General features: G+C 38.5%; 17 protein-coding genes. 14 read left to right on the top strand and 3 right to left on the bottom strand.

Annotated features, from left to right (window positions below; translation table 11 throughout):
- Positions 1-19 precede the first annotated feature (19 nt).
- From BLS33_RS03450 to BLS33_RS03435, 4 genes are all read left to right on the top strand, one after another.
- On the top strand, positions 20-4,459 hold the full coding sequence (locus tag BLS33_RS03450) for a translocation/assembly module TamB domain-containing protein (RefSeq protein ID WP_089885309.1): 4,440 nt from the start codon (positions 20-22) through the stop codon (positions 4,457-4,459).
- A 169-nt stretch (positions 4,460-4,628) separates the two neighbouring features.
- Entirely contained in the window at positions 4,629-5,615 is a 987-nt protein-coding gene (pfkA, locus tag BLS33_RS03445; protein ID WP_089885307.1) for a 6-phosphofructokinase, read from the top strand.
- A 24-nt stretch (positions 5,616-5,639) separates the two neighbouring features.
- A complete protein-coding gene (gap, locus tag BLS33_RS03440; protein ID WP_089885304.1) occupies positions 5,640-6,641 on the top strand; it encodes a type I glyceraldehyde-3-phosphate dehydrogenase in 1,002 nt (333 codons plus the stop codon).
- 98 nt (positions 6,642-6,739) lie between these two features.
- Positions 6,740-7,591 carry an N-acetylglucosamine kinase gene (locus tag BLS33_RS03435; protein ID WP_089885302.1) on the top strand — a complete coding sequence of 284 codons (852 nt, stop codon included), beginning with the start codon at positions 6,740-6,742 and terminating at the stop codon, positions 7,589-7,591.
- Here BLS33_RS03435 and BLS33_RS03430 read toward each other — a convergent pair.
- Both BLS33_RS03430 and BLS33_RS03425 read right to left on the bottom strand, forming a co-directional pair.
- Positions 7,584-7,964 carry a RidA family protein gene (locus BLS33_RS03430; RefSeq protein ID WP_089885299.1) on the bottom strand — a complete coding sequence of 127 codons (381 nt, stop codon included), beginning with the start codon at positions 7,962-7,964 and terminating at the stop codon, positions 7,584-7,586. The two genes, BLS33_RS03435 and BLS33_RS03430, sit on opposite strands and share 8 nt — an antisense overlap.
- A 66-nt stretch (positions 7,965-8,030) precedes the next feature.
- Positions 8,031-10,730: a putative LPS assembly protein LptD gene (locus BLS33_RS03425; protein WP_089885298.1), complete on the bottom strand. Its 2,700-nt coding sequence runs from the start codon at positions 10,728-10,730 to the stop codon at positions 8,031-8,033.
- A 157-nt stretch (positions 10,731-10,887) separates the two neighbouring features.
- Between BLS33_RS03425 and BLS33_RS03420 the strand changes: the two genes are divergently transcribed.
- From BLS33_RS03420 to BLS33_RS03380, 9 genes are all read left to right on the top strand, one after another.
- Positions 10,888-12,201 carry an N-acetylmuramoyl-L-alanine amidase family protein gene (locus BLS33_RS03420; protein ID WP_089885296.1) on the top strand — a complete coding sequence of 438 codons (1,314 nt, stop codon included), beginning with the start codon at positions 10,888-10,890 and terminating at the stop codon, positions 12,199-12,201.
- Positions 12,202-12,259: 58 nt separating this feature from the next.
- Complete coding sequence (locus BLS33_RS03415; RefSeq protein WP_089886199.1) at positions 12,260-13,228, top strand: MlaD family protein; 969 nt, start codon at positions 12,260-12,262, stop codon at positions 13,226-13,228.
- Positions 13,228-14,553: a 4Fe-4S dicluster domain-containing protein gene (locus tag BLS33_RS03410; protein ID WP_089885294.1), complete on the top strand. Its 1,326-nt coding sequence runs from the start codon at positions 13,228-13,230 to the stop codon at positions 14,551-14,553. The genes BLS33_RS03415 and BLS33_RS03410 overlap by 1 nt, the downstream gene beginning before the upstream one ends.
- A gap of 1 nt (position 14,554) precedes the next feature.
- Positions 14,555-15,346 carry a (Fe-S)-binding protein gene (locus BLS33_RS03405; protein ID WP_089885292.1) on the top strand — a complete coding sequence of 264 codons (792 nt, stop codon included), beginning with the start codon at positions 14,555-14,557 and terminating at the stop codon, positions 15,344-15,346.
- Between the two features lie 137 nt (positions 15,347-15,483).
- On the top strand, positions 15,484-15,966 hold the full coding sequence (locus BLS33_RS03400) for an ABC transporter ATPase (protein ID WP_089885290.1): 483 nt from the start codon (positions 15,484-15,486) through the stop codon (positions 15,964-15,966).
- Positions 15,967-16,081: 115 nt separating this feature from the next.
- A complete protein-coding gene (locus BLS33_RS03395) occupies positions 16,082-18,994 on the top strand; it encodes a serine hydrolase domain-containing protein (protein ID WP_089885289.1) in 2,913 nt (970 codons plus the stop codon).
- Between the two features lie 17 nt (positions 18,995-19,011).
- Complete coding sequence (bshA, locus tag BLS33_RS03390; RefSeq protein WP_089885287.1) at positions 19,012-20,157, top strand: N-acetyl-alpha-D-glucosaminyl L-malate synthase BshA; 1,146 nt, start codon at positions 19,012-19,014, stop codon at positions 20,155-20,157.
- Entirely contained in the window at positions 20,114-20,602 is a 489-nt protein-coding gene (locus tag BLS33_RS03385; protein ID WP_089885285.1) for a hypothetical protein, read from the top strand. The genes bshA and BLS33_RS03385 overlap by 44 nt, the downstream gene beginning before the upstream one ends.
- Positions 20,603-20,725: 123 nt before the next feature.
- Positions 20,726-21,907, top strand: a complete 1,182-nt coding sequence (locus tag BLS33_RS03380) for an OmpA family protein (protein WP_089885283.1) — start codon at positions 20,726-20,728, stop codon at positions 21,905-21,907.
- 752 nt (positions 21,908-22,659) lie between these two features.
- Here the strand turns inward: BLS33_RS03380 and BLS33_RS03375 are convergent.
- A complete protein-coding gene (locus tag BLS33_RS03375; RefSeq protein ID WP_089886197.1) occupies positions 22,660-24,039 on the bottom strand; it encodes a sugar transferase in 1,380 nt (459 codons plus the stop codon).
- A 576-nt stretch (positions 24,040-24,615) separates the two neighbouring features.
- Here BLS33_RS03375 and wecB point away from each other — a divergent pair.
- A complete protein-coding gene (wecB, locus tag BLS33_RS03370; protein WP_089885281.1) occupies positions 24,616-25,710 on the top strand; it encodes a non-hydrolyzing UDP-N-acetylglucosamine 2-epimerase in 1,095 nt (364 codons plus the stop codon).
- Positions 25,711-25,718 lie beyond the last annotated feature (8 nt).

Genomic DNA, 25,718 nt, shown 5'->3' with positions numbered 1-25,718 from the left:
AAAAATACTGATCAGAACCCTGTTGGTGTTTCTGTTGATATGTGTTTTGGGCACTATAATACTATCCTTACCGGTAGTACAGACCGGTTTTGCGACATATGCAACGAATTCAATCAATAAAGAATTCCGAACAAATATCAATATCGAAAAACTCAGGGTTTCACTTATTTCGTGGGATACCTCTTTGGAAGGGATTTATATTGAAGATTATAAGAAGGATACACTTTTTTACGTCGATGAGCTTGTTACTTCGATTATGAGCATGCGTAATTTGCTTCAAGGTAAATTGCAATTTGGAGACATTAGCATTAATGAGCTTGACTTTAAGCTTAAAACGTACCAAGACGACAAGAATACGAATCTAGAGGTTTTTATTGATAAATTAGATAATGGAAAACCAAGGAAACCGGGTGCTGACCCCTTCTTTTTCTCCTCCTCCGACGTAGAAATTGCCAATAGTACTTTTGTACTTATTGATGAAAATTTTGAACAAAGTAGAATTTTAGACTTTAAAAACTTGAATATTTCAGCCAAAGATTTTCAAATCTTGGGCCCCGAGGTAACTACGAATATTCAAGCTATGTCTTTCAATAGCAGTCGTGGTATTGTGGTCAATAAGTTGGCGACAGATTTTAAGTATACCAAGCAGATGATGCGATTCGATTCTTTGAATATTAAAACTTCTGAATCTAATCTTAAAGGAGGGCTGGTCTTCAACTACGAGCGCAAAGATTTTGCTGATTTCGTGAACAAGGTTAAACTTAGTGCCGAGTTCAGTGAGTCGACCATTGCTTTAGACGAGATAAATCTTTTGTACAACCAATTCGGAAGAGGAAAAATCGTGAATTTTTCTTCAAATGTAAATGGGGTTCTGAACGACTTAGTCACTGAAAATCTTTTTTTGCAATCTGATAATACTGGTATACGCGGTGATTTTAATTTTAAAAACCTCTTCACCAAGAAAAAGCCCTTTGTGATGGAGGCGCAAATGAAAAATGTGACCTCGAGTTACTATCAGCTGCGTTCGCTGATGCCCAATATTTTAGGAGAGTCCCTTCCTTCATCATTTCAAAAATTCGGACAGTTCACCATACGGGGCGATGCAACTATTAGCGAAACATCGATAAATGCGAAAGTGAATCTGAATACGGCTATAGGCAGTAGTTATGCAGACATGGAACTCACAGATATTGATCATATAGATAATGCAACCTATCAGGGTTTTGTTTCTTTAATAGATTTTGATCTTGGAGAGTTTGCCGACAATAAAAAGTTAGGGAAAACCAATTTAGACTTTAATGTAGAGGGGAAGGGGTTTGTTCAAGAAAATTTGAATACCGAGGTTATCGGGCAAGTCTATTCGGTTAATTTCAATAACTATGAATATAAGAATATCAAGGTATCGGGAATTCTAAAAGATCAACTTTTTGATGGTTTGTTGGTCAGTACTGATGAAAACCTGAAATTTAGTTTTAAAGGGCTTGCCGATTTTTCCGATAGACGCAATAATTTCAACTTTATCGCATCGGTCGATTATGCAGATTTACGGAAGCTGAATTTCATAAATGATAGCATCTCTATATTTAAGGGAGATTTATCTATGGATGTCACGGGAAATACCTTGGATAATCTAGTAGGTGATATCAAGTTTACCAAGACCAATTTTCAGAACAAGAACGATACCTATTATTTTGAAGATTTTAAAATTTCTTCATCTTTTGAAAATGATTCTGTTCGTATTATCGATATCAATTCACCTGATATTATTACGGGTTATTTGAAAGGTAATTTCAGGGTCAAAGAGATGGGTAAATTGCTGCAAAATTCTGTGGGAAGCATTTATACGAACTATAGACCCTTTGTTATTTCTAGTGGTCAAACCTTATCGTTCAACTTTAAAATATATAACAAGATAGTCGATGTTTTTTTTCCTGAAGTAGCGTTTGATCCAAATACTTTTATAAAAGGAAATATTATTGCGGACGAAGGCGATTTTAAATTGAATTTTAGGTCGCCAAGAATTGCTGCGTATGGCAATGAAGCAGATAGTATTGAAGTTAAAATAGATAATAAGAACCCGTTGTTTAATACGTATGTGGCGGTTGGTGATCTTTCCAATAAATATTATGATGTAAAAGACTTTAACCTCATCAACACCACCTTGAAAGATACTTTGTTTTTCAGAACTGAATTTAAAGGAGGCAGTGACTTCAATGATTCTTACAATCTTAACTTTTATCACACCTTTAATAAAGAAAACAAATCGGTTATAGGTCTAAAAACTTCTGATGTCAGTTTTAAAGGAAACAAGTGGATCCTGAACAAAAACGGTGATAGTTTGAATAAGGTAATTATCAATAGAACTTTGGATAGTATCAATATTCAAGAAATTGTGATGAACAATAGCGAGGAAGAGCAAATTCGTTTAAAAGGTCAGTTGGCCGATTCTACGTTCAAGGATCTTGAGCTACAGTTTAAAATAGTATCCTTAGATAAGATAACTCCTGCCATAGATAGTTTAAAGTTACAGGGTGAGGTGAACGGAACCTTGAACGTTTTGCAAAAAGATGATATCTACTTACCGTCATCAAATCTGGCCATTGCAGATTTCTCTATTAATGGAATGCGGTTGGGTGATTTGAATATAGGGATAGTCGGTAATAGGGATTTGACCGATTTTACTGTGAATTCACAAATAACAGATGGGGGAATTGAAAATTTTGGGGTGGTAGGCAATATTATTAATGAGGGAGATGTGCCTGAAGCGAATCTTTTGGTTAATTTCCAAAATTTTATTTTACAGCCTTTCGCTCCACTAGGTGATGGTGTTATTGGCAATATTAGAGGAAACTTGAATGGAAGTGCGCGAATAACCGGGCCCATTAATAATCCCGAAATGAACGGATTGCTGACTCTGAGCCATGCCGGTATCGGTATACCTTATTTGAACGTCGACTATGATTTCGCTTCCAATTCTAAGGTGAGATTGTATGAGCAAACTTTTGATTTTCAAGATATTGAATTAACCGATGTAGATGAAAAAACCAAGGCGACACTCGATGGTACTATAAAGCATAAGTTTTTTAAAGATTGGGTCTTAGATCTTGATGTGGATACCAAGGGGGATAGGATGCTGATTTTGAATACCGATTTCGAGGAAGAAGTCTTGTATTATGGTACCGGTTTTATAAATGGAAAAGGGCGGATTTTTGGTTCGACCAAGGCGCTTACGATAACCTTTGATGGTGAAACCGCAAAGGGGAGTTCACTAAAGATTCCGCTTAGCGATGTTACTTCGGTCGGTGATTATTCCTTTATTAATTTCATTCAGAAGAATGAGGCCGTCACTATAGAAGATCAGCGCGTATTGAACGAATTTCAAGGGTTGGAGCTTGAATTCGACTTAGCCGTTACCCCTGATGCCGAAGTGGAGATTGTTACAGACCCAAAAACAGGCAGTTCTTTAAAAGGTACAGGTGAAGGGCTGCTCCTAATTCGTATCAATACACGCGGAAAATTTGAAATGTATGGCGATTTTGTTGTGGTCACCGGTGAGTTCAATTATAAGTTTGGCGGGGTAATCAATAAAACATTCAGTGTAAAACCTGGGGGGACTATTAACTGGGAGAATGACCCTTTAAAAGCACAGCTCAATATGGAAGCTGTATATGCCCTGAACGCAAACCCGGCTCCCTTACTGGAGAACTCAAGTACGCGACGTATACCTACCGAGGTAGTTATAAAATTGACAGATGACTTAGAAAGTCCCGACATTCAATTTGGTATAGATTTTCCAGGCACCAATTCTATTGTACAATCAGAATTGGAATACCGCCTTCAAGATCCGACAGTTGAAGAAAGAAATGCACTTTTTTTATTGGCGCAAGGGTCTTTTGTAGGTGGTCAAAGTGGCATCAACCAGCAGGCGGTCACTGGGAACCTATTGCAATCGGCATCGGGACTATTGAATCAGGTATTGGGCGGTAGCAACGATAAATTTAATTTAGGCCTTTCCTATGAACAGGGTATTCTAGATCGAAATGCCGATGTTCAGACTGAAAATAGAATTGGAGTTACTGTTTCGACTCAAATTAGTGATCGAATTCTGTTTAACGGCAGGGTAGGGGTGCCGGTAGGTGGGGCTAGTGAAACAGTGGTCGCCGGTGATTTTGAATTGGAGCTTTTATTGAATGAGGAAGGAACTTTGAGTGCAAAATTCTTCAATAGGGAAAGTGAAATTCAGGCATTCTTGGCAGAGCGGTTGGGATACACTCAAGGTGCCGGGCTATCTTACGAAGTAGATTTTAACACTTTTAGCGAACTTTTCCGTAAAATACTAAGTAAAAACAATAACAAATTACCTAAGAAAGATTTACCCAAAGCCGAGGCTTTGCCAAGTTCAGTAATGGGAAAAGATAGCCTACTTCGGTTTTATGCCAAGTCTAACGGGGTAAAATAAATTTAGCACATTGACCCCCCCATAATGTTTTAAAACTAACATTCATCCTCTATAATTCATCAACGAAAACGTTTGATACGATTTTATCGTGCATAAACAAGTAAAATAAGGACTTCAACAATTTCTTATTTGGTAGAAGTTTGCTAATTTTGCTAGCTTAAAATTTTCGATGACGTCAAGCATAAAAAAGATTGGTGTTTTTACTTCAGGTGGTGATTCTCCTGGGATGAACGCCGCAATAAGGTCTGTAGTTCGCACATGTGCCTATATGAATGTAGAATGTGTCGGAATTTACAGAGGATATGAGGGAATGATGGAAGGCGATTTCAAGCCTATGGACGCGCGAAGCGTTAATAACATCATTAATAAAGGGGGAACTATTCTTAAGTCGGCCCGTTGCACAGAATTTAGAACCCCGGAAGGACGCAAAATAGCGCACGATAAATTACTGGAAGCGGGAATTGATGCTTTTGTGGTAATCGGGGGAGACGGTAGTTTCACCGGTGCTATGATTTTTAATCAAGAATATGACTTTCCTGTAATTGGTATACCGGGAACAATCGATAATGATATTTTTGGAACTACCTACACGCTTGGTTTTGACACGGCGCTGAACACCGTTGTCGAGGCTATTGATAAAATTAGAGATACCGCCAGTTCGCACAATAGATTATTTTTTGTTGAGGTCATGGGCCGAGATGTGGGTCATATTGCCTTGAATGCGGGAGTAGGGGCTGGTGCGGAAGAAATTTTGATTCCAGAAGAGAATTTAGGTCTAGATCGACTTTTAGAATCTTTAAAGCGGAGTAAGAAATCAGGCAAATCATCGAGTATTGTTATTGTTGCCGAAGGTGATAAAACAGGAAAGAACGTTTTCGAACTCAAAGAATACGTAGAAGAACATTTGCCAATTTATGATGTTCGGGTCTCTGTATTGGGGCATATGCAAAGAGGGGGATCTCCTTCCTGTTACGATCGTGTTCTAGCAAGTCGTATGGGGGTTAAGGCTGTAGAGGCACTGTTGGAAGGCAAAACAAATCTGATGGTAGGTATACAGGATAACAGATTGATACTGACTCCTATTAACAAGGCAATTAAGGGGCATACAAAAATTGATAAGGAACTCATGCGGGTTTCAGAAATAATGACAACATAATTAATCACTTAAAAAAGAGGAAAAATGTCAAATTTAAAAATAGGAATAAACGGTTTTGGTAGAATTGGAAGATTGGTTTTCAGAACTACTGTAAAACGAGGCGACATTGATGTTGTGGCTATAAATGATTTGTTGGATGTTGAACATCTGGCCTATTTGTTGAAGTATGATTCAGTTCATGGAAAATTCGATGGTACTGTTGATGTTAAGGATGGTCACCTTATTGTAAACGGAAAAACGGTTAGAATTACTGCTGAACGTGATCCAAAGAATATTAAATGGGATGCAGTAGGTGCTGAAATCGTAGCTGAATGTACAGGGATCTTCACCACTTTGGAGACTGCACAATATCATATCGACGGTGGCGCTAAAAAAGTGGTAATTTCTGCCCCTTCAAAAGATGCCCCAATGTTTGTGATGGGTGTGAACCATAAAGATGTTAAGGCATCCGATACTATTGTATCCAATGCATCATGTACTACGAATTGTTTGGCGCCAATGGCCAAAGTATTGAATGACAATTTCGGAATCGAAGAAGCATTAATGACTACCGTACACGCTACAACAGCAACACAAATGACTGTTGACGGACCTTCCAAAAAAGATTGGAGAGGTGGTAGAAGTGCCATGTTGAACATTATTCCTGCCTCGACAGGTGCTGCCGTTGCGGTAACCAAAGTTATTCCTGAGTTGAAAGGAAAACTAACAGGTATGGCCTTTAGGGTACCAACTGCTGACGTTTCTGTTGTCGATTTAACTGTTAAATTGGAAAAGGCGACTTCTTACGAAGAAGTAAAGAAAGCGTTCAAAGATGCTTCCGAAGGCGAGTTAAAAGGCATTCTAGGGTATACTGAAGAAGCCGTTGTTTCCCAAGATTTCGTTAGTGATGCAAGAACAAGTATTTTCGATGCCGGTGCTGGTATCGAATTGAATTCTAAGTTCTTCAAGTTGATCTGCTGGTACGATAACGAAGCCGGATTCTCTAACAAATTAGTAGACTTGACGCAGCACGTGGCAAGTTTGTAAGTAATTCCAGTTCTTCTAATCTTATTTATTAATAGAATTTCCTGAAAGCGAAAAATACATCTTTCGCTTTCAGGAATATTCATTCTAACTATTGATCCATGATTGTGATTGTTGATAGTGGTGCCACAAAAGCGGATTGGATTGCCCTAGATGGTAAGGGAGACCGACTTTTTTTAACCCAGACTTTGGGTCTTAGTCCAGAGGTTCTGACACGAGAGGTTATCGAAGATAGATTGGCAAATAATTTTGAACTTGCCCAGAATAAAGAAAAGGTAAGTCAGTTGTTTTTCTACGGAGCCGGATGCGGTACAGACCGTATGAAAAAGTTTTTAAAGAAAATTTTCAAAGGCTTTTTTCCGAATGCACAAATCGATGTTAAGGAAGATACGTATGCCGCAATTTATTCTACTACTAAAATTGGCCAACAAGGTATTGTATGTATCCTTGGTACAGGCTCAAATTGCAGCTATTACGACGGCCACCAACTTATTCAGAAAGTCGTTTCATTAGGGTATATACCTATGGATGATGGCAGCGGAAATTTCTTTGGTAGAAAATTGATACGTGATTACTACTATCACAAAATACCACAAGACTTGGCCGTTAAGTTTTCTCAAGGTTACAATCTTGAGGCTGATGTTATTAAGGAAAACTTGTACAAACAGCCTAACCCGAATACCTATTTGGCTACTTTTGCGCGGTTTTTAGTGGAGAACAAAGAACACCCATATTGCAAAGGAGTAATCGATAAAGGTTTTCAGCAGTTCATTAACAATCAAGTGATGCAATTTGAACTAGCCACCAAAGTGCCAATACATTTTGTGGGTAGTATTGCATATTTTTTACGAGAAGAGCTAACAGCGGTACTGGAACGTAACGATTTAATACCTGGGGTAATACGGCAAAGACCGATTGACGGGCTTGTCGAATTCCATAAAGATACTATTTAACCGCTATTGCGGAAATCTCTACGTTTACAAATTTAGGTAGATTTGCCACTTCCACGGTTTCTCTGGCAGGTGCACTTGCTTCATTAAAATACGAGCCATAAACCTCGTTTATTTTGCTAAACTGGTTCATGTCTTTAATGAATATGGTGGTCTTGATCACGTTTTCAAAAGTCATTTCTGCTGCGTTGAGTATGGCTTTTAAATTGTCCATCGAACGTGCGGTTTCTTTTTTAATATCCCCTTCTACAAGTTCTCCTGTTTTTGGATCTAGAGGTATTTGACCTGAGACATATAGCGTGTTTCCACTTAAAACAGCTTGGTTATAGGGCCCTATGGGAGCTGGGGCTTTAGAAGTGTTGATTATTTTTTTCATGATATTTTTCTTACGCAATTAAAATTGAAATTTTTAAAATGAGGAAACTGAGGCAATATATTTGAATTACTGGCTTCTGTTTTCCCATTTCAAATCACTAAGTATCGAGCTCTTTATGCCGATGAAAAAATACCACCGCTCATATTTACCGAAGGGAGACCAGTTAAAACGCATAGTAAAACTCTTTAAGTCACGTTCGAAACGCAACTGTGTGAGTGTGAACCCATTATTTTTGAAATCATAACCTGAGGATCCTCCGATTTTCCATCGGGGAGATAGTTCAATGTTTCCGGAGAACATCAAAGAATGGCTACTGAACTCATCTTGTCTGCTTGAGTTGGAATAAGTGGCGGAATATGCCAATCTAAAGTCCCATGGTATCTTAGTCCCATAGATGGGGTTTTCAACATCTTCGCCCTTCTTGTTTTGTTCTTCTTCCTGCCTTCTTGGGTCATTAAAGTTGTCCGCCTGACCAAAAAGGTCATCCGTACGGCCCCCACTTTGCGCTACATAATCGTATGGGTTTTCCTCATCTTCGTCTTTGTCATCCTCCTTTTTTCCGAATGTTTTACTATCGATTGAATAGCCCACGTTGATGTTCGCCCTAGTAAGTCTTAAAAGACTTCCGCCATTGTCGATGTTCCAGGTATTAATTCGCCTGCCATTGTTGTCAATAGCATAGGGATCTAAACCTGCCGAAAAGTTGACCGACATTTTGTTGTTCAAGATATTCGTTCCCCCGTTAACACTTAAAGGACTTAATTTTAACGAATCGGCTTCTAAATTGTATCCTGTCGATACATTGAAGTTGCTCAGTAAGGGTACTTTCTTTGGTTTAAGGGCCGTCGAGTCTTTATCACGTACCTTTGCCTCCAGTGTATTGGCCAGTGAAAAACTAAGGCTGTTCGATCGGCTCAGGCTTGGCGCTCCATTTAAGGTTCCCGTAAACCTACTATATTGTACAACTTCTCCGTTGGCATCCAAATACTCATCATAGAATTGTTCAAAGGAAGGTGCGTAGCCATAGCTTAGCGATGGTCGCATTACATGTCGAATGGCCTGTATTTTTTTATCTTCCCCAAATTCGAAAGTTCCGTACAATGTCGTTCCAATGCTGGCGCTTAGATTGTACTTGTTATAGCGGTCAAAACCCGAGACGGTGTCTCTTACGACCGCGCCGGCTTCGGCGTCATAACGTTGTGCAAACGTTTCCAATGTCCACACATCTTCATAGCTTCCTCCCATAGAAACACTGAAAAATTTAGCCACTTTAAAATTTGTACTGATAGGCAAACGGTGTCGGGCACCGACCCTTGCATTTTCGAACATACCACTTTGGAAGAACTGGTCTTCGGTAATGGATAAGCTGTTTCGGGCATTCACATCATACTGAAAATTAATGTTTTGTAAAGCCCCCTTTTTGATACCATCCCTTTTTGCAAAGGGAAAAATGCGCTCCATACTCGCTTGAAACGTAGGTAGCGTCATTTCTATGTTCTCCGTATTGGTATTTTGGCTGTGGGTGGCCGTCAAACTCATATTGACCGAAGGGTAGGCGGGAAAGGTCTTAGAATACGAAATCGATGAACTGAGGGTGTTGTTCTGGGTGTTGGGCAGGTTACGCTGCAACAATGAATTTTGATAGTACGAACTGCTTCCTAAATTCACTGATGCCGAGAATCTTGAATTGGGGCTGGCCTTTGTGTCTTGCGAATGTGAAATCTGTACATTGTAAATAGTGCTTCTGCTATAATCACTGAATCCTTTCTGGCTGTTAACCAAATTTTCATATCTGAAATTGACATTACCACGATACCTATATCGTTTTGAATAGACCGATTGTGTTCTAAAACCATAACTTCCGTTGGTATATAGATCTCCGGTAAGGGTTAAATCTACATAATCGCTGATGGGAAAGTAGTAACCACCATCTTGAAGAAAGTAGCCGCGATCGGGATCGTTACCAAAAGTTGGCATCATCAGACCTGCCGTTCTTCCGACCGTAAGTGGAAAATAAGCGAACGGTAGTGCTATTGGTGTTGGTACATCGGCAATATAAAGGTTGCTGAAACCGGCGATCACCTTCTTTTTGGGTACAAATTTCGCCTTTCGTATTCTGATGTAGTAATCAGGATTTATGGTGTCTTGCGAAGTTGTGAGTTTTCCTTCATGTAGAAAATATACCGAATCGTTCTCCTTTTTTGTTATTTCGGCATATACTTTCATGGCATCACTTCCCAATTGGTCCAGGCCGGCCTGTTGCTCCGTACGGGAATTCCAAATCAATGCTTTTTCGGTATCAAAATTAAAGCGAATAGAATCGGGCCTTACTTCATTGTCACCCTGTTTGAAATAGGGTAATTGGGTGTAATTGCCGACGGAATCTTTGATGCGACCTGCATATACCTCATTCTTGACATAGTCCATAATAATAATACCGGCTTTTAATTCTGTGTCTTGGTAATATATCTCGGCCTCGTTGTATAAATATATTTTCTGGTCTTTCTGGCTGAGTTTCACATAATCTTTGGCCTTATATTTGATTTTGTCTAATAGAACTGATTGTTTGACCGCTGATGAATCAATATTGGCGGAGTCTTTTACCACATTGTTGCTCAACGGGTTGACCATCAGTATGGGGGCGACTATACTGTCCTCTTGCGCTTTAATTGGAAGTGGTACAATTTGGTCTTCTTGTGCGACGCCAAAAAGAGTGCCAATGAATAGCAGTAATAGGAAAAGTAGATAATGTTTGTTTGATTGCAAGGCTATATATCCTATTTTTGTAACCGTTTGGTGGCGTCCCGCACTATGTTGACTGGTAGTATTCGGGCAAACTTACATATATTTTTTGTTCCTCTTGTAGGGTATTACAATAAATTTAACCATCGGAAGAATAACAAAACGCGATGAAGACCTTTATATGAAAAAACCTTTTTTAGTCCTTTTTTCTGTATTATTTTTTTTCCTATTGTCCTTCAACTTTGGTTATGCCCAACAGGCCGACGATGACAAATTTATAGTTGTTCTTGATGCCGGCCATGGTGGTCACGACCCTGGAAATTTGGGTAACGGCTATTTTGAAAAGAATATTGCGTTGAATATTGTTCTTAAGGTTGGGCGTGTTCTTGAGCAAAACCCTGATATAAAGGTGATATATACTCGAAAAGACGATACTTTCATTGATTTATACGTTAGGGGGGAAATTGCCAATAAAGCCAATGCCGATCTTTTTGTTTCTGTTCATTGTGATTCGCACACCTCAGATGCGCAAGGTGCGGGTACATTTGTTTTAGGGCTTCACGCCAATAAACAGAATTTCGAAATTGCCAAAAAGGAGAACTCAGTTATTTATTTAGAGGATAACTACGAGAGCCGTTATGCGAATTATGATATTAACTCTCCGGAGTCCGTTATTGGTTTGACGATCATGCAGGAAGAATTCTTGGACCAGAGCATCGCCTTGGCAAAAATGATTCAAGATAATTTCTCGGGGAAACTTAAACGTACCGACAGAAAGGTAAAGCAAGCGGGGTTTATTGTATTACATCAAACATTTATGCCCAGTGTTTTGGTCGAAACTGGTTTTTTGACAAATAAAAAGGAAGGATCTTATCTTAATTCAAAGAAAGGTCAGGCAGAAATCGGAGAAGCCATTTCAGATGCCATACTTGACTATAAGAAAAGTGTTCAATCGAATACTAGTTTCACCGGTATGGCCGGTAGCATACCCTCAACCCCTGAATTACCTTCTGGTGATGTAAAAGATAAAAAGGAAGCAAAGAAAGCCGCCCCTAGTATTACACCGCTTAAATCCACTGCTCCCGTGACTAAGAAAACCAAGGAAGTCACGCCTCCGCCTCCACCGGTGGTAGAAAAACCGATAGTGGTTAGAGAGAAACCGACTAAAGAAGAAAGCAAATCACAAGAAACGGTTAAGCCACACGACTTGAAAAAGGCCAACGATAAGAAAGATTTAATATTTAAGGTACAGATATTTGCTAGTTCTAAAGACCTTCCGTTAAGCCCTGATTTCTTCAACGGATTGAATAAAATAACGAAAGAGCCTGTTAATAACCTGTATCGTTACCTTTATGGGAGTACAAATTCGATAAGTGAGGCCAAACTGTTAAAGTCAAATGCCGATTTGAACGGATATAAGTCGTCATATATTGTGGGATATAGAAATGGTGTAAGAATTCCTGCGAAAGAGGTAGCTAAATACGTTTCGGAATAAATAATGCTGTCATCTAATTTTTATTTCTAATTTTGTTAGGCACTAGAAAAACTTGCTTTTGAAACTATCGAGAGAAATTAAGACGGGAATTATCGTTATAGGCGGTATTCTCTTGTTTATTTTAGGATTCAGTTATCTGAAATCTACACCACTTTTTGACAATAGTAAAACCTTGTATGCGGTCTATGATCATGTTGGGGGACTACAGCCCGGTACTCAGGTATCAATAAATGGGTTTAATGTGGGTAGTGTGAACGACATAAAGTTTAAAGACGCCTCTGGGAAGCTTATCGTTACATTTTCGGTAAATAATAATTTTTCGTTTTCCAGAAATAGTAAGGCCGAGCTCTATGATACGGGTATTATCGGGGGTAAAGGCATACAGATTAAACCGGTTTTTGATGATGCTCCTTCCGCAAAATCAGGAGACACCTTGATCACAAATACAAGACCCGGACTGACCGATTTACTACAGCAAAAGCTTACGCCTTTACAGTTAAAAGTAGAAGATGCCTTTACAAATGCAGATTCGCTATTAATGAATGTAAATCAAATTTTAGACACTAAGGCGAAGCGAGATTTGCAAGAGAGTCTGAGCGGACTTAACAGTACTATTAGTAGTTTTAAGCGAAGTGCAGATATACTCAGTAATATATTGAGCGATAATCAGAGTAAGTTGGACAGCTCCATGACGAATTTTCAAAAGTTGACCTATAATTTCGCCAGTTTATCCGATTCACTCAATAATGCAGGCCTCGGTAGAACTCTGGCAAGTTTAGAATCGACAGTGGCCAATCTTGATAAGGTTTTGGCGGGAATAGAAAGAGGAGATGGTACCTTGGGTAAGTTGATGCAAGACGAGCAACTCTATGCCAATCTAAATAATGCTTCCAAAGAATTGGATTTACTGCTTCAAGATTTTCGTTTGAATCCGAAACGCTACGTAAATGTTTCCGTTTTTGGCAAAAAACAAAAAGATTATACCGTTCCTGAAGATGATCCGGCCGAAAAAACAGAAGACCAATAATGAACTACCTTCCTAATATCATTTTTTTAATAATTCTAGCGGTAGGTATTGGGTATTTCGTGAACAACATAAAGAAGCTCAGAAGAAATATTAAACTGGGCAAAGACATTGATGTTTCCGACAATAAACCCCAACGCTGGAAAAACATGACCAGAATTGCCCTTGGGCAAACAAAAATGGTCGTAAGGCCTGTAGCAGGTTTTCTCCACATCATCGTTTACGTAGGCTTCATCATCATTAATATAGAAGTACTGGAAATCATCATCGATGGTATCTTTGGTACCCATCGCATTTTTGCTCCCTTGGGTACGCTCTATGATTTCTTAATCGCCTCGTTTGAAATTTTGGCCCTATTGGTAATTGTGGCTGTGATTTTATTTTGGATACGTAGAAACATTATTAGATTACAACGTTTTATTAAGCCTGAAATGAAAGGTTGGCCTAAGAAAGATGGTAATCTTATTTTGTATATAGAGTTGGTCTTGATGCTTTTGTTTTTAACAATGAATGCTGCCGATTACCAACTTCAGCAGTTGGGTGCTGCACACTATACTGAAGCGGGATCTTTTCCGGTAAGCCGGTTTATAGCTCCGATTTTTGAAGGTTTGTCTCTTTCGACACTAATTGTGGTTGAACGCACTGCTTGGTGGCTTCATATTACGGGTATTTTGATTTTCTTGAATTATCTGTATTTTTCGAAACACTTACACATACTGCTGGCTTTTCCCAATACCTATTTTGGAAAATTAGGGCCGAAGGGAAAATTCAAGAACCTAGATGCCGTAACCCAAGAAGTAAAACTAATGCTTGATCCGTCTGCGGATCCTTTTGCCGCTCCGGCCGAAGATGCTGCCGATCCTGAGAAATTTGGTGCCTCCGATATTATGGATTTGAGTTGGGTGCAGTTATTGAATGCCTACACCTGTACAGAATGTGGACGATGTACCAGTGAGTGCCCGGCGAATCAAACCGGTAAGAAGCTTTCTCCAAGAAAAATTATGATGGACACTCGAGACCGTATCGAGGAGGTCGGTAAAAACTTGGATGCCAATAAGGGTAAGTTTGAAGATGATGGTAAGCAATTGCTTGATGATTATATCACTCGTGAAGAACTTTGGGCCTGTACATCTTGTAATGCTTGTGTAGAAGCCTGTCCGGTAAGTATAGATCCACTATCCATTATTATGGATATGCGACAATACTTGGTGATGGAGCAATCGGCGGCGCCCTCCGATTTGAACAATATGATGACCAATATCGAGAATAATGGAGCCCCATGGCCATTCAACCAAATGGATCGGCTAAACTGGAAAGAAGAACTGTGATATGGAAAGTAAATTGAAGGTACCGACAATGGCTGAACTTTTCGCTGCCGGTCAACAACCAGATGTCTTATTTTGGGTAGGCTGCGCTGGTAGTTTTGATGATAGGGCGAAGAAAATAACGAAGGCATTCGTCAAAATACTAAATCAGGCGAATGTTTCATTTGCCGTTTTAGGAACGGAAGAAAGTTGCACTGGAGATCCAGCCAAACGTTCGGGCAATGAATTTTTGTTCCAAATGCAAGCGATGACCAATATCGAGGTTATGAATGGGTACGAGGTGAAAAAAATCGTTACGACCTGTCCCCATTGTTTTAATACTTTAAAAAATGAATACCCTGGTTTAGGCGGAACTTACGAAGTTTTGCACCACACCCAATTTTTAAAGCAATTATTGGAGGAGGGTAAAATTTCTATAGAAGGTGGGAAATTTAAGGGAAAACGAATAACCTTTCACGATCCCTGTTACCTTGGCAGGGCTAACGGTGTCTACGAAGCTCCTCGTGAATTGATTCGAAAACTCGATGCCGAGTTGGTAGAAATGAAAAATTGTAAAAAACAGGGGTTATGCTGTGGTGCCGGAGGAGGACAGATGTTCAAAGAGCCCGAAAAGGGAGATAAAGACGTAAACGTCGAACGTACCGAGCAGGCACTAGAAACCCAACCTGAAATAATTGCAGCCGCTTGTCCTTTTTGTAACACCATGATGACCGATGGGGTAAAAAGTAAGGAGAAGGAAGCTTCTGTAGTGGTCATGGATATTGCAGAGCTTATCGCCAACGCGGAAGATTTGTAGATTTTAAGAAAATTGGAATTAAGGATTATCACTTTGGTACGACTTTGGTAATGAACAACTGTATCTTATTAATATGTAAATTATTAAGATTCCTTTTCGACCATTGAATAGAAACGCCTCAAAAAGATTAATTGAAGATGTTAGTAGATTTTGAAGAACTACCCGATACCTCACGGGTTTGGATATTCCAAGCCAGCAGAAGTTTTTCTCCTGAAGAACTTATAGAAGTAGAACAAGAGCTTAATGGCTTTATTGAGCAATGGACCGCTCATGGAGCGGATTTAAAGGCGGGATATACCATAAGATATAATAGATTTATCATTTTGGCTTTGGATCAATCAATGGCTGCCGCTTCCGGTTGCTCCATAGATGCCTCCGTTCATTTCATCCAGCAATTGGAGAAGAGATATAATGTGGAGTTATTGGACAAAATGAACGTTTCCTATAAACAAGGAGAATTTGTCGCCTACAAGCCACTGGCCGATTTTAGGAAAATGGCCAAACAAAAAGCAGTTTCGGCAAATACAGTTGTATTCAACAATTTAGTAGCCACCAAAGCTGAATATCTTGAAAATTGGGAAGTACCCGCTTCTGAAAGTTGGCACGCAAGGTTTATGTGATTTTTGCATCGGTTTATTCAGTTCATATGCTGGCTACAACCTTTAAGTTCAATACAGATCCGATGAAATGCAATATTTTTACATGGTTTGAGTTATTCCCCTAGATGATTTTAATATGCGCTTTTATATAGCACTCATTTTCTTTTCCTATTTCATTTCACCTGTTTTTGGCCAATCGAATCCACTAGTTGCCAGTGATAGTCTTTTACAGCAAATCTGGGTAGATGCCCGGTATAATGAAATGTCATTAGACGAAAGGGTGGGGCAGTTGTTCATGGTGAGTGTGGCATCCGATCAAAGTAAGGAAAGTACGGATAGAATAACGGACCTTATTCGCAAACAGCGTATTGGAGGGGTTATTTTTTCAACAGGAGGACCGGTGCGACAGGCCAAACTGACAAATACGTATCAAGCAGCATCTAAAATACCTCTGCTAATTGGGATGGATGCGGAATGGGGCCTCGCCATGCGTTTAGATTCGACCTATGCTTTTCCCTGGAATATGACCTTGGGAGCCATAACCGATAATAATGTGGTGGAAAAAGTAGGGCAACAGATAGGAAAGCATGCCAAACGACTAGGTGTTCATATCAATTTTGCCCCTGATGTCGATATCAATATAAATCCTAAAAATCCCATAATAGGAAATCGTTCCTTTGGTGAGGATAGGGATAATGTTACCAACAAAGGGGTTGCTTTCATGAAAGGTATGCATAAAGCAGGAATACTCTCAAGTGGCAAGCATTTTCCTGGACATGGTGATACAGCGACAGATTCGCATCATGCACTGCCAATAATCAATTTTTCGAGGTCTAGGTTAGACAGTATTGAGCTCTATCCCTATAAAAAATTAATTAGGGAAGGGTTGAGCAGTGTGATGGTCGCCCATTTAAATGTACCGAGTTTAGAAATAAAGGAAAATCTACCCTCTTCGTTATCGGAACAGATTATTTCAGGTTTGCTTAAAGATAAAATGGGTTTCAAAGGATTGGTCTTTACTGATGCCCTGAATATGAAGGGTGTGGCCAATAGTGGAAAAGATGGAGATGTTGAGTTGGCTGCTTTTATGGCCGGCAACGATATTCTTTTAATGCCGACGGAGGTAGAAAAAGCTAAGGAAAAACTTATTAAAGCATACAACAAAGGCAATATTACCGAGGAAAGATTGTCAAGCTCGGTGAAAAAAATATTGATGGCCAAATACAAAGTGGGCCTAAACCAATACCGTCCAATAGACCTGAACAATCTATACGAAGATTTGAATTCATTAGAAGATGATTTGGTTTATGAAGAAGCCATTGAAAATGCGATTACGGTAGTAAAGAACAATTTTTATCTCATGGGGATTAAAAAATTGGAGAATAAAAAAATAGCGTACGTGAAATTCGGTGACGCAAATAGCGACCCTTTTATAAATGAATTGAACAATTACGCCGACGTCACTCAGGTCAATGGCAAAGATATTGTGACGTTAAAGAAAAAATTGGCTGACTACAATTTGGTTATTATCGGCTTTCACAAGAGCAATGAAAGTCCATGGAAATCTTACAAGTTTTCAAAAAATGAGTTGTCATGGTTAAAAGCAATAGCTGATTCAAGAAGCTCAAACCTGATACTTTCTGTATTTGCGAAGCCTTATGCATTGTTGGATATTGACTCATTTGCCAATATTGATGGGGTGGTAATGGCCTATCAGAACAGCAAATTAGCACAAGAAAAAGCGGCCCAGCTAATTTTTGGCGCTATTCCGGCTAAAGGTGTATTACCTGTAATGGCACACAAAGACTTTCCGGTGAAGACGAACGTGCAGTTAAAGTCCTTGATGCGATTGGGCTATAGCTATCCAGAACGGGTCGGCTTTAGTTCTTCGAAACTTGCAGAGGTGGATCATTTGGTTCAAGATGGACTTGACTCTTTAATGTATCCTGGGGCTCAGGTTTTGATTGCACGCAAAGGAAAAGTTATATATCACAAAGGTTTCGGAAAGCCTACTTACGAATCTAAAGAGAATATTTCCACCGAAAATATTTATGATTTGGCGTCAATGACCAAGATATTGGCAACACTACCATTAATCATGAAAATGGAGGAAGAAGGAAAAGTAGCACTGAATGATACCTTTCAGGACTTAGTTCCCGAATATGCCGATTCCGAATTAAAAGACGTCACCGTACTGAAAGCTTTATCACATTATGGACGCTTACCAGCTTGGATCGCCTTTTATATCGATACGTTGGATAAAAATAAAAAGCCATCTTCTGAATTTTATAGAAATGCCCCTACCAAGGGGTTTTCATTTAAGGTCAGTGACAACTTGTATCTTACAGATGCCTATAAAGATTCTATATATAATCGTATAGGCCGGCAAAGTTTAAAGTCTAATAGATATCGATATAGTGATGTGGGTTACTATGTGATGAAGAAATATATTGAAGATTTCTATAAAAAAGGTATGGACCAATTGGCCGACGACTTTTTGTATAAACCCTTGGGTGCTTCACATACAAGTTACAACCCTTTACAAAAGTTTCCGAAGAACATCATTGTGCCATCTGAAGTAGATAAGTATTATAGGCATCAGACAGTACAGGGGTATGTTCACGATATGGGTGCGGCAATGCAGGGTGGGGTAGGAGGCCATGCTGGTTTATTCAGTAATGCCAACGACGTAGCCAAAATCATGCAAATGTATTTACAGGGAGGATTTTACGGAGGTACGCGATTTTTGGAAGATAGAACTATTAAAAAATTCAATAATTGCTATTTCTGTGATAGGCACGTGAGAAGAGGGGTTGGTTTTGATAAACCACAATTGGAAAACAGCGGGCCAACTTGTGGTTGTGTTTCACGAAAGAGTTTTGGTCATAGTGGCTTTACAGGTACTTATACTTGGGCCGATCCAGAAGAAGAAATAGTTTATGTTTTCTTATCGAATAGAACCTATCCTACAGCTTCAAATACGTTATTAGTTAAATCGGGGTTAAGAACACGCATTCAAAAGGCCATTTACGACGCTATTCTAAATTAAACTGTAATTTTGTCGAGATGAAAATAGCAATTGTTTGTTACCCGACCTTTGGTGGAAGTGGCGTTGTAGCCACAGAACTTGGTATAGCTTTGGCCAATAGAGGGCACGAAATACATTTTGTGACCTATCAGCAACCCGTGCGCCTAGAACTCTTGAACAATAGAATTCATTTTCATGAAGTGAATGTTCCCGAATACCCTTTGTTTCATTATCAGCCTTATGAATTGGCATTGTCAAGCAAGCTAGTTGATACCATCAAGTTATACGGTATCGAACTTTTACATGTTCACTATGCGATTCCTCATGCGTATGCCGGGTATATGGCAAAAAAGATGTTAGAGGAGGAAAATATTCATGTTCCCATGATTACAACATTACACGGAACGGATATAACGTTGGTGGGAAAACACCCATTTTATAAACCTGCAGTAACCTTCAGTATAAATCAATCTGATGTAGTGACCTCGGTTTCCGAGAGTCTAAAGCAACAAACCTTAGGGTTATTTGCTATCAAAAAGGAGATTGAAGTAGTTCCTAATTTTATTGACAAGAATAAGTATAAGGCTTCCTTTACCGATTGTCAACGATCGATAATGGCCCATGATGATGAGCGAATTATTACGCACATTAGCAATTTTAGAAAGGTGAAACGTATACCGGACGTTATAAGAATATTCGAAAGAATACAGCGAAAAATATCCGCTAAATTGATAATGGTAGGTGAAGGTCCTGAAAAAGTAGGGGCAGAGGAGTTATGTGATAAATTAGGAATTTCCGAAAAAGTAATCTTTTTAGGAAATAGCAATGAAATTGACCGAATTTTGTGCTTCTCCGATCTCTTTTTGCTCCCTTCCGAATCCGAGAGTTTCGGATTGGCGGCTTTAGAGGCAATGGCCAATAGGGTTCCAGTTATATCGAGCAATACTGGGGGTGTTCCCGAAGTCAATCAACAGGGAGTCACAGGTTTTTTGAGCGATGTAGGTAATATTGATGAGATGGCCGATAATGCAATGCGTATACTGGGTGATGATAAAACCTTGGACCAGTTCAAAGAGAATGCCTATCAAGCATCCTTACAATTTGATATTTTGAAAGTGCTTCCGCTTTACGAAGCTATTTATGAAAAAGCATATAAAAGTCGTTTTAAAGAGTCGTACAGTTAAGTCAAGAGTAATTGTACTTTGTGGTGTTTTGGGTATTCTTTTGTCATGTAATGCACAAAAGAACACCCAAAAAAATGCGGCTAGCGATGATGACAGATTGACCTTAATTCTACAAGATAATTACGGTGGAAGTGATTCCACCGAAGTTTTGATTATCAAAGACACCAAAAGATTACAAAGTTTCTTCGCAGAAATAAACAGGACTAGAAAACCAGGACTTCCGGTACCAAAAATAGATTTTGATCAAGAAATAGCCATCATTTTTTGCGGTGGTTTGCAGCGGGGTAATGCAACACCCGAACTTTCGATATTGGAAGAAAGCCCGACTACTTTGGTTTTACGTTCGAACAAACCGAAGCAAACTTCTGGAACGGCGATTATTAGTCCTTTTAGCCTATACACCCTGCCCATTACCCAAAAGGAAATCGTTGTTAAAGGAGAGTGACCTAAATCGATGATTTTGGTATTTCAACTATCTAACGAATATTCTTACTTTTCAAAGTTTTTTTTCTCTGAAAAAGACTGGTCTGCCTAATTTTACACATTAATTGTCCCAAATTATAAACTTATGCAAATATATAGAAAGGCTTTGGCCCTATGCCTATTATTCACTTTAGGTCAGATTTATTCACAGGAAGAAGATTTAAAACTTACCTCAAAAGACAGTATTGTAAACAGTTCCTGGATGGTAGGACTTGGTTATAATATTGTTGACGATTCTGGAGACGCTTTCAATGATTTTACCACTATAAAGGATCAATGGAACGCCGTAGCTTTTCCTTCGAGAATAAGCGTCGGAAGATATTTCAAAAGCGGGTTGGGCCTTGAAGTAATTGGAACTTACAACAAATACAAAAAAGGCTTTGTCATTGATGGATTGATAAACCCTGATGACATAAGTTATTTCGGCATAGATTCTAGGTTAAGCTATGACCTTAATAAAATTATAGGAGAAACGGCTTGGTTTGATCCTTACGTTGGTGTAGGTCTGGGGTATACCGATGCAAATAATAATCCGCGCGGCACCTACAATGCTGTTGTTGGTTTCAGGACTTGGTTTTCCGACAAATGGGGATTGGACCTCAATTCGAGTGGAAAATGGGCGATTGGAGACAATGGTGCTACGAATCATATTCAACATGGCTTAGGGGTGGTTTATCGTTTCGGTATTGAGAAAGGGTTATCGAAGAAGGGCTTAGAGAAATTAGCGTTAATAGATGAGATAGCAAATGAACGAGAACGCATACAAGATTCCATAGCTTCGGCAAATAGGGCTGAAGAAGCGGCGGCTTTGGCAGAAAGATTGGCCTTGGAAAAGGAAAGAAAGCGATTGGCCGATGCAGAACAAGCTAGAATAGATGCCGAAAATAAGCGAAAAAGCGATATTGAAGATAGAATAAAACGGTTAGGGTTTGTGTATTTCGCATTAAATTCTTCCTACATTAGAAACGAATCTCTTAGTGTTCTAGACAAACTGGCCAATTTAATGCGGGAAATACCCGAGTTGGAGCTCAAAGTAACTTCTCATACCGATTCAAGAGGTGCTTCTCCATATAACCAGTGGCTGTCCCAGAAGCGGGCAGATCAGACCAAAAGTTATCTTGTGAAACAGGGAATAGATTCGAAAAGGTTGCAGGCAGCGGCCTATGGAGAAGATAGGTTATTGAATGAATGTGATGACAGTACCTACTGTAGCGAGGAAAAACACAAAGTTAACCGGAGGTCTGAGTTTATTGCAACAAAATTCTAACATTCAAGGTTCATAGAAATTCATTTATTGAATTGAAGAAATTGGTTTAACTCCAATAAACATCAAAAAGGCAGTCTCTATAAATTATAGAGACTGCCTTTCTGATATTAATATATTCATAGGGAACTATACAAGACAACTAATCATATGGATAGAGAAATACCGAAAGAGATATCTTTCGGTATTTTTTATGTCATGTTCACTTAGTTTCTGAATTAGATGGCATTATCGACTTCAATTGATGTGGACTCCCATATCCTATTATATATTGAGAGGTGTCATTAAATATCTTGCTAAGTGATCTGTACCCAAATAAGCACTTGATAGGGTGACAGTGATTTGACCTAGTTTTGTTGATTTACTATTAGAGTTGGGAATATCGTTAGATTTCCATTGGCTGAAAAGAAGGCTGATAAGACTATAAGTGGATTTGTTTTACGGGATAAAGACTTCGTACTGATAGAGGCAATTTAAGGCTGATATAATCCATTACCTCTGGATAGGATATAAAAAGAGTCCGATTAAAAGTCGGACTGTATAATAAGAGCTGGAATGTAGCTAGATCTCGATTCGTTTAAAAGAAGGCTGATAAGACTATAAGTGGATTTATTCTGCGAGATAAAGACTTCGTACTGATAGGGTCAATTTAAGGCTGTTACAAACCCAAATCTCTGGTCAACCCTTAATAGTATATAAAAAAAGTCCGACTTTTAGTCGGACTTTACAATATCTAAATCGGTAATATTAGCCTATCAGATTCCTCTTGAAAACAAGATAGTTGTAAAAGTTTTGAAAATAATTCTCAAATCTAGGGTGATAGTCCGGTTTTTAATATAATACAGGTCGTACTCTAATTTTTGTATCGAATCTTCCAGATTTTCTCCATATCGATATTTCACTTGAGCCCAGCCAGTCACACCTGGTTTAACCAAATGTCTAATATTGTAGTAGGGTGTTATTTCATTCAATTTTCGAACAAACACTTTTCTCTCAGGTCTAGGTCCAATAAACAACATATCCCCATTTATTACAGACATTATTTGAGGAAGCTCATCAACTCTGAACATTCTAAGGATTTTTCCGAAGGGCGTAATTCTCGCATCATTTTTCTTGGCCATTTTAGCCCCTGATTTTTCAGCATCAACGACCATTGACCGAAATTTATAAACTTTAAATTCCTTGCCGAATCGTCCCACTCTTTTTTGAGTATAAAATAAGGGTCCTCTATTAAAGAAAAAGTTCAGAAGGAACACAAAAGGAGTGACCAATGCGAATACAAGCCCAACGAAAAGGCATAAAAGGAAATTTACTGTAAAATTGAAAATTTTATATAAATACCTGACTCGGGTGTGCTGCAATTGCAATATTTCCGCACAACTATCATTAGGGTTGTAGGAAACAATAGGAATGGCTTCATAAATATTCTCGTAAAACGATGAAAATGTAATAACCTCTTTGCCTTTAACCAAAGAGTTCAACATCGCTTTCTCAATAAATTTCGGCATCGGCTGTTGAGTATCGATATTAATAATCCAAGAATCAACTTTTTTAGATAATTTCCGAAGCTCTTTTTCTGAAAGAAATGATTTAGGGTCATCAATATTCATGGCCTCTTGAACTTCATAAAACGTGTGTATACCAAGACCGTTTACTACTTCTATTTCTTTTTCTTTATTCTCTTTTGATTGGTCGTTATAAAAATACAGAACATGCTTTGTTGTTGATATAAACTTAAAAATGTAAGTAAATATGCGTCTCCAAAGGAGTATGGCGAAAGGGAGACCAAAAAGAAAAATTAAAAGGTTAACTCTCCAAAAACTAAGGTCGAAAAGAATTACAGCACTCAAAATTTCCACAAAAATGAAAAGAACGGTAACCACAAGCCCTTTCATTATAAGTCCGACGGAGTAGCGAGATTCTTTTCCTAGATAGTAGAAGTTAAGTACATAGGCCAGAAAGAAATAAGTAAAGAAGCCTGTAAAAGTTAAGACGATATTGGCAATCTCTGGTCTAGGGCGAGAATCTATGACAGAATTGATAAAGAAAAATAACCCAAAGGATATAATAATAAGGTCACCAAAAAAAAGAATAAGTTTTCTTTCGGGTATATTCAGTTTAGAGCGCTTCAACATGCTTTTTGATTGTGGTGGCAGGGGTAAAAATAAGCTGAAAATATTTAATCGTTTCCTTTCCATGGTAAAATTAGATGAATGCTTCAAAAAAAAGATAAGATGTTGGTCGTAGGTTATTTATCGATCTTATTAGTCTACTAAAGGTAATCATGAAAAAATAGGTTGATATTTTTAACATTTACCGCAATGTCATTCAGCGGTTATTGATCTTTAACTCGTTTGAATATTTTCGCGAAAATAAGTCTTGAAAATTTCATTATACCCTTTATAGGTTATTTCTACGTTATTTTTAGTAAGAACTAATGATGCCTCCTTGCGGAGAGTGTCCATTTTTCAAGTATTCAGACTTGCTATTAGATATACAATAGAATACGCAACCTCACTCTAATGCGCTACCGCTTAGCCATAACCAAAAATAAATCTATCTTTGCCCCGAAATTATTTATAGCGAGCTGAATTTTCCTGCTTTCAAAAGAATTAGATCATCTTCGGAATTTATAGATGAATTGATTGAAAATTCATTTTACTATTGTAATATAGAAAATACTTAAGATAGCTGAAGTAAAAAAAATAAATATGCGAATTACTATTATTGCTGGAGCTCGACCAAATTTTATGAAAATCGCCCCAATTATTGATGCAATTATCAATAAAAAACAACAAGGTCACGATATAACTTATCAATTGGTTCATACAGGTCAGCACTATGATAAAAATTTAAGTGGCACTTTTTTCGAAGAATTAAACATTCCTTTTCCTGATGCAAATCTCGAAGTGAAAAGTGGGACTCAATCGGAACAGACGGCGGCCATAATGATAGGTTTTGAGAAATACTTGGAAGAGAGTCCTTGTGATTTGGTTGTTGTAGTCGGTGATGTAACGTCCACTATGGCCTGTGCTATTGTAGCAAAAAAAGCAGGAGTTGATGTTGCGCACATAGAAGCTGGAATAAGATCAGGTGACATGAATATGCCTGAAGAAATCAATAGAATTGTAACAGATAGTCTTACTGATTATTTTTTTACAACTTCGACCTATGCTAATGAAAATTTGAAGAAAGTTGGAGTTTCTGATGATAAGATTTTTTTCACAGGAAATGTAATGATCGATACATTGCTCAAAAACGAATCGCGATTGGTAAAACCTCCAGTTTGGAACGCATTGAAACTAGAGGCCAAAAAATATATGGTAATGACTCTTCACCGACCTAGCAATGTTGATGAAGAGCATCAACTGAAGGGTTTAATAACTCAGCTTGTCGATTTGGGCAAGGATTTCCCTATTGTTTTTCCGGTACACCCTAGGACTAAAAAGTTGTTAGAAGGATTGAATTTGAATTTTGATAACCTTCATTTTATTGAGCCTTTAGGGTATCTACATTTCAATTATTTAGTAAAGAATGCTTTTGCAGTCTTAACGGATTCTGGTGGTATTACAGAAGAGACAACGGTAATGAATGTCCCCTGTATTACCTTAAGAGATTCTACCGAACGCCCCGAAACCTGTGAAATTGGTACGAATGTTCTTGTGGGAAGTGATTCGGATAAAATTAAAGAAGCCTTTTCTGTTCTGCTTTCAGGAAATTGGAAGAAAGGAAGTATCCCAAAACTATGGGATGGTCATGCTGCCGAGAGAATTGTAGACGCAATAGCAGACATATATAATTTATAGTTTGTAAA

The sequence above is a fragment of the Kriegella aquimaris genome, from assembly GCF_900103215.1.
Classification (GTDB): domain Bacteria; phylum Bacteroidota; class Bacteroidia; order Flavobacteriales; family Flavobacteriaceae; genus Kriegella; species Kriegella aquimaris.
Note: the sequence above shows the minus strand (reverse complement) of the source record. Positions and strands in the feature narration are given on the sequence as shown.

Bases quoted from the DNA above. Each gene is read 5' to 3' on its own strand.
- gap (WP_089885304.1), top strand. From the start codon at position 5,640: ATGTCAAATTTAAAAATAGGAATAAACGGTTTTGGTAGAATTGGAAGA.
- BLS33_RS03385 (WP_089885285.1), top strand. From the start codon at position 20,114: ATGAAAAAGCATATAAAAGTCGTTTTAAAGAGTCGTACAGTTAAGTCA.
- BLS33_RS03400 (WP_089885290.1), top strand. From the start codon at position 15,484: ATGTTAGTAGATTTTGAAGAACTACCCGATACCTCACGGGTTTGGATA.
- BLS33_RS03410 (WP_089885294.1), top strand. From the start codon at position 13,228: ATGAACTACCTTCCTAATATCATTTTTTTAATAATTCTAGCGGTAGGT.
- wecB (WP_089885281.1), top strand. From the start codon at position 24,616: ATGCGAATTACTATTATTGCTGGAGCTCGACCAAATTTTATGAAAATC.
- BLS33_RS03375 (WP_089886197.1), bottom strand. From the start codon at position 24,039: ATGTTGAAGCGCTCTAAACTGAATATACCCGAAAGAAAACTTATTCTT.
- BLS33_RS03405 (WP_089885292.1), top strand. From the start codon at position 14,555: ATGGAAAGTAAATTGAAGGTACCGACAATGGCTGAACTTTTCGCTGCC.
- BLS33_RS03395 (WP_089885289.1), top strand. From the start codon at position 16,082: ATGCGCTTTTATATAGCACTCATTTTCTTTTCCTATTTCATTTCACCT.
- bshA (WP_089885287.1), top strand. From the start codon at position 19,012: ATGAAAATAGCAATTGTTTGTTACCCGACCTTTGGTGGAAGTGGCGTT.
- BLS33_RS03380 (WP_089885283.1), top strand. From the start codon at position 20,726: ATGCAAATATATAGAAAGGCTTTGGCCCTATGCCTATTATTCACTTTA.
- BLS33_RS03420 (WP_089885296.1), top strand. From the start codon at position 10,888: ATGAAAAAACCTTTTTTAGTCCTTTTTTCTGTATTATTTTTTTTCCTA.
- BLS33_RS03435 (WP_089885302.1), top strand. From the start codon at position 6,740: ATGATTGTGATTGTTGATAGTGGTGCCACAAAAGCGGATTGGATTGCC.
- BLS33_RS03430 (WP_089885299.1), bottom strand. From the start codon at position 7,964: ATGAAAAAAATAATCAACACTTCTAAAGCCCCAGCTCCCATAGGGCCC.
- pfkA (WP_089885307.1), top strand. From the start codon at position 4,629: ATGACGTCAAGCATAAAAAAGATTGGTGTTTTTACTTCAGGTGGTGAT.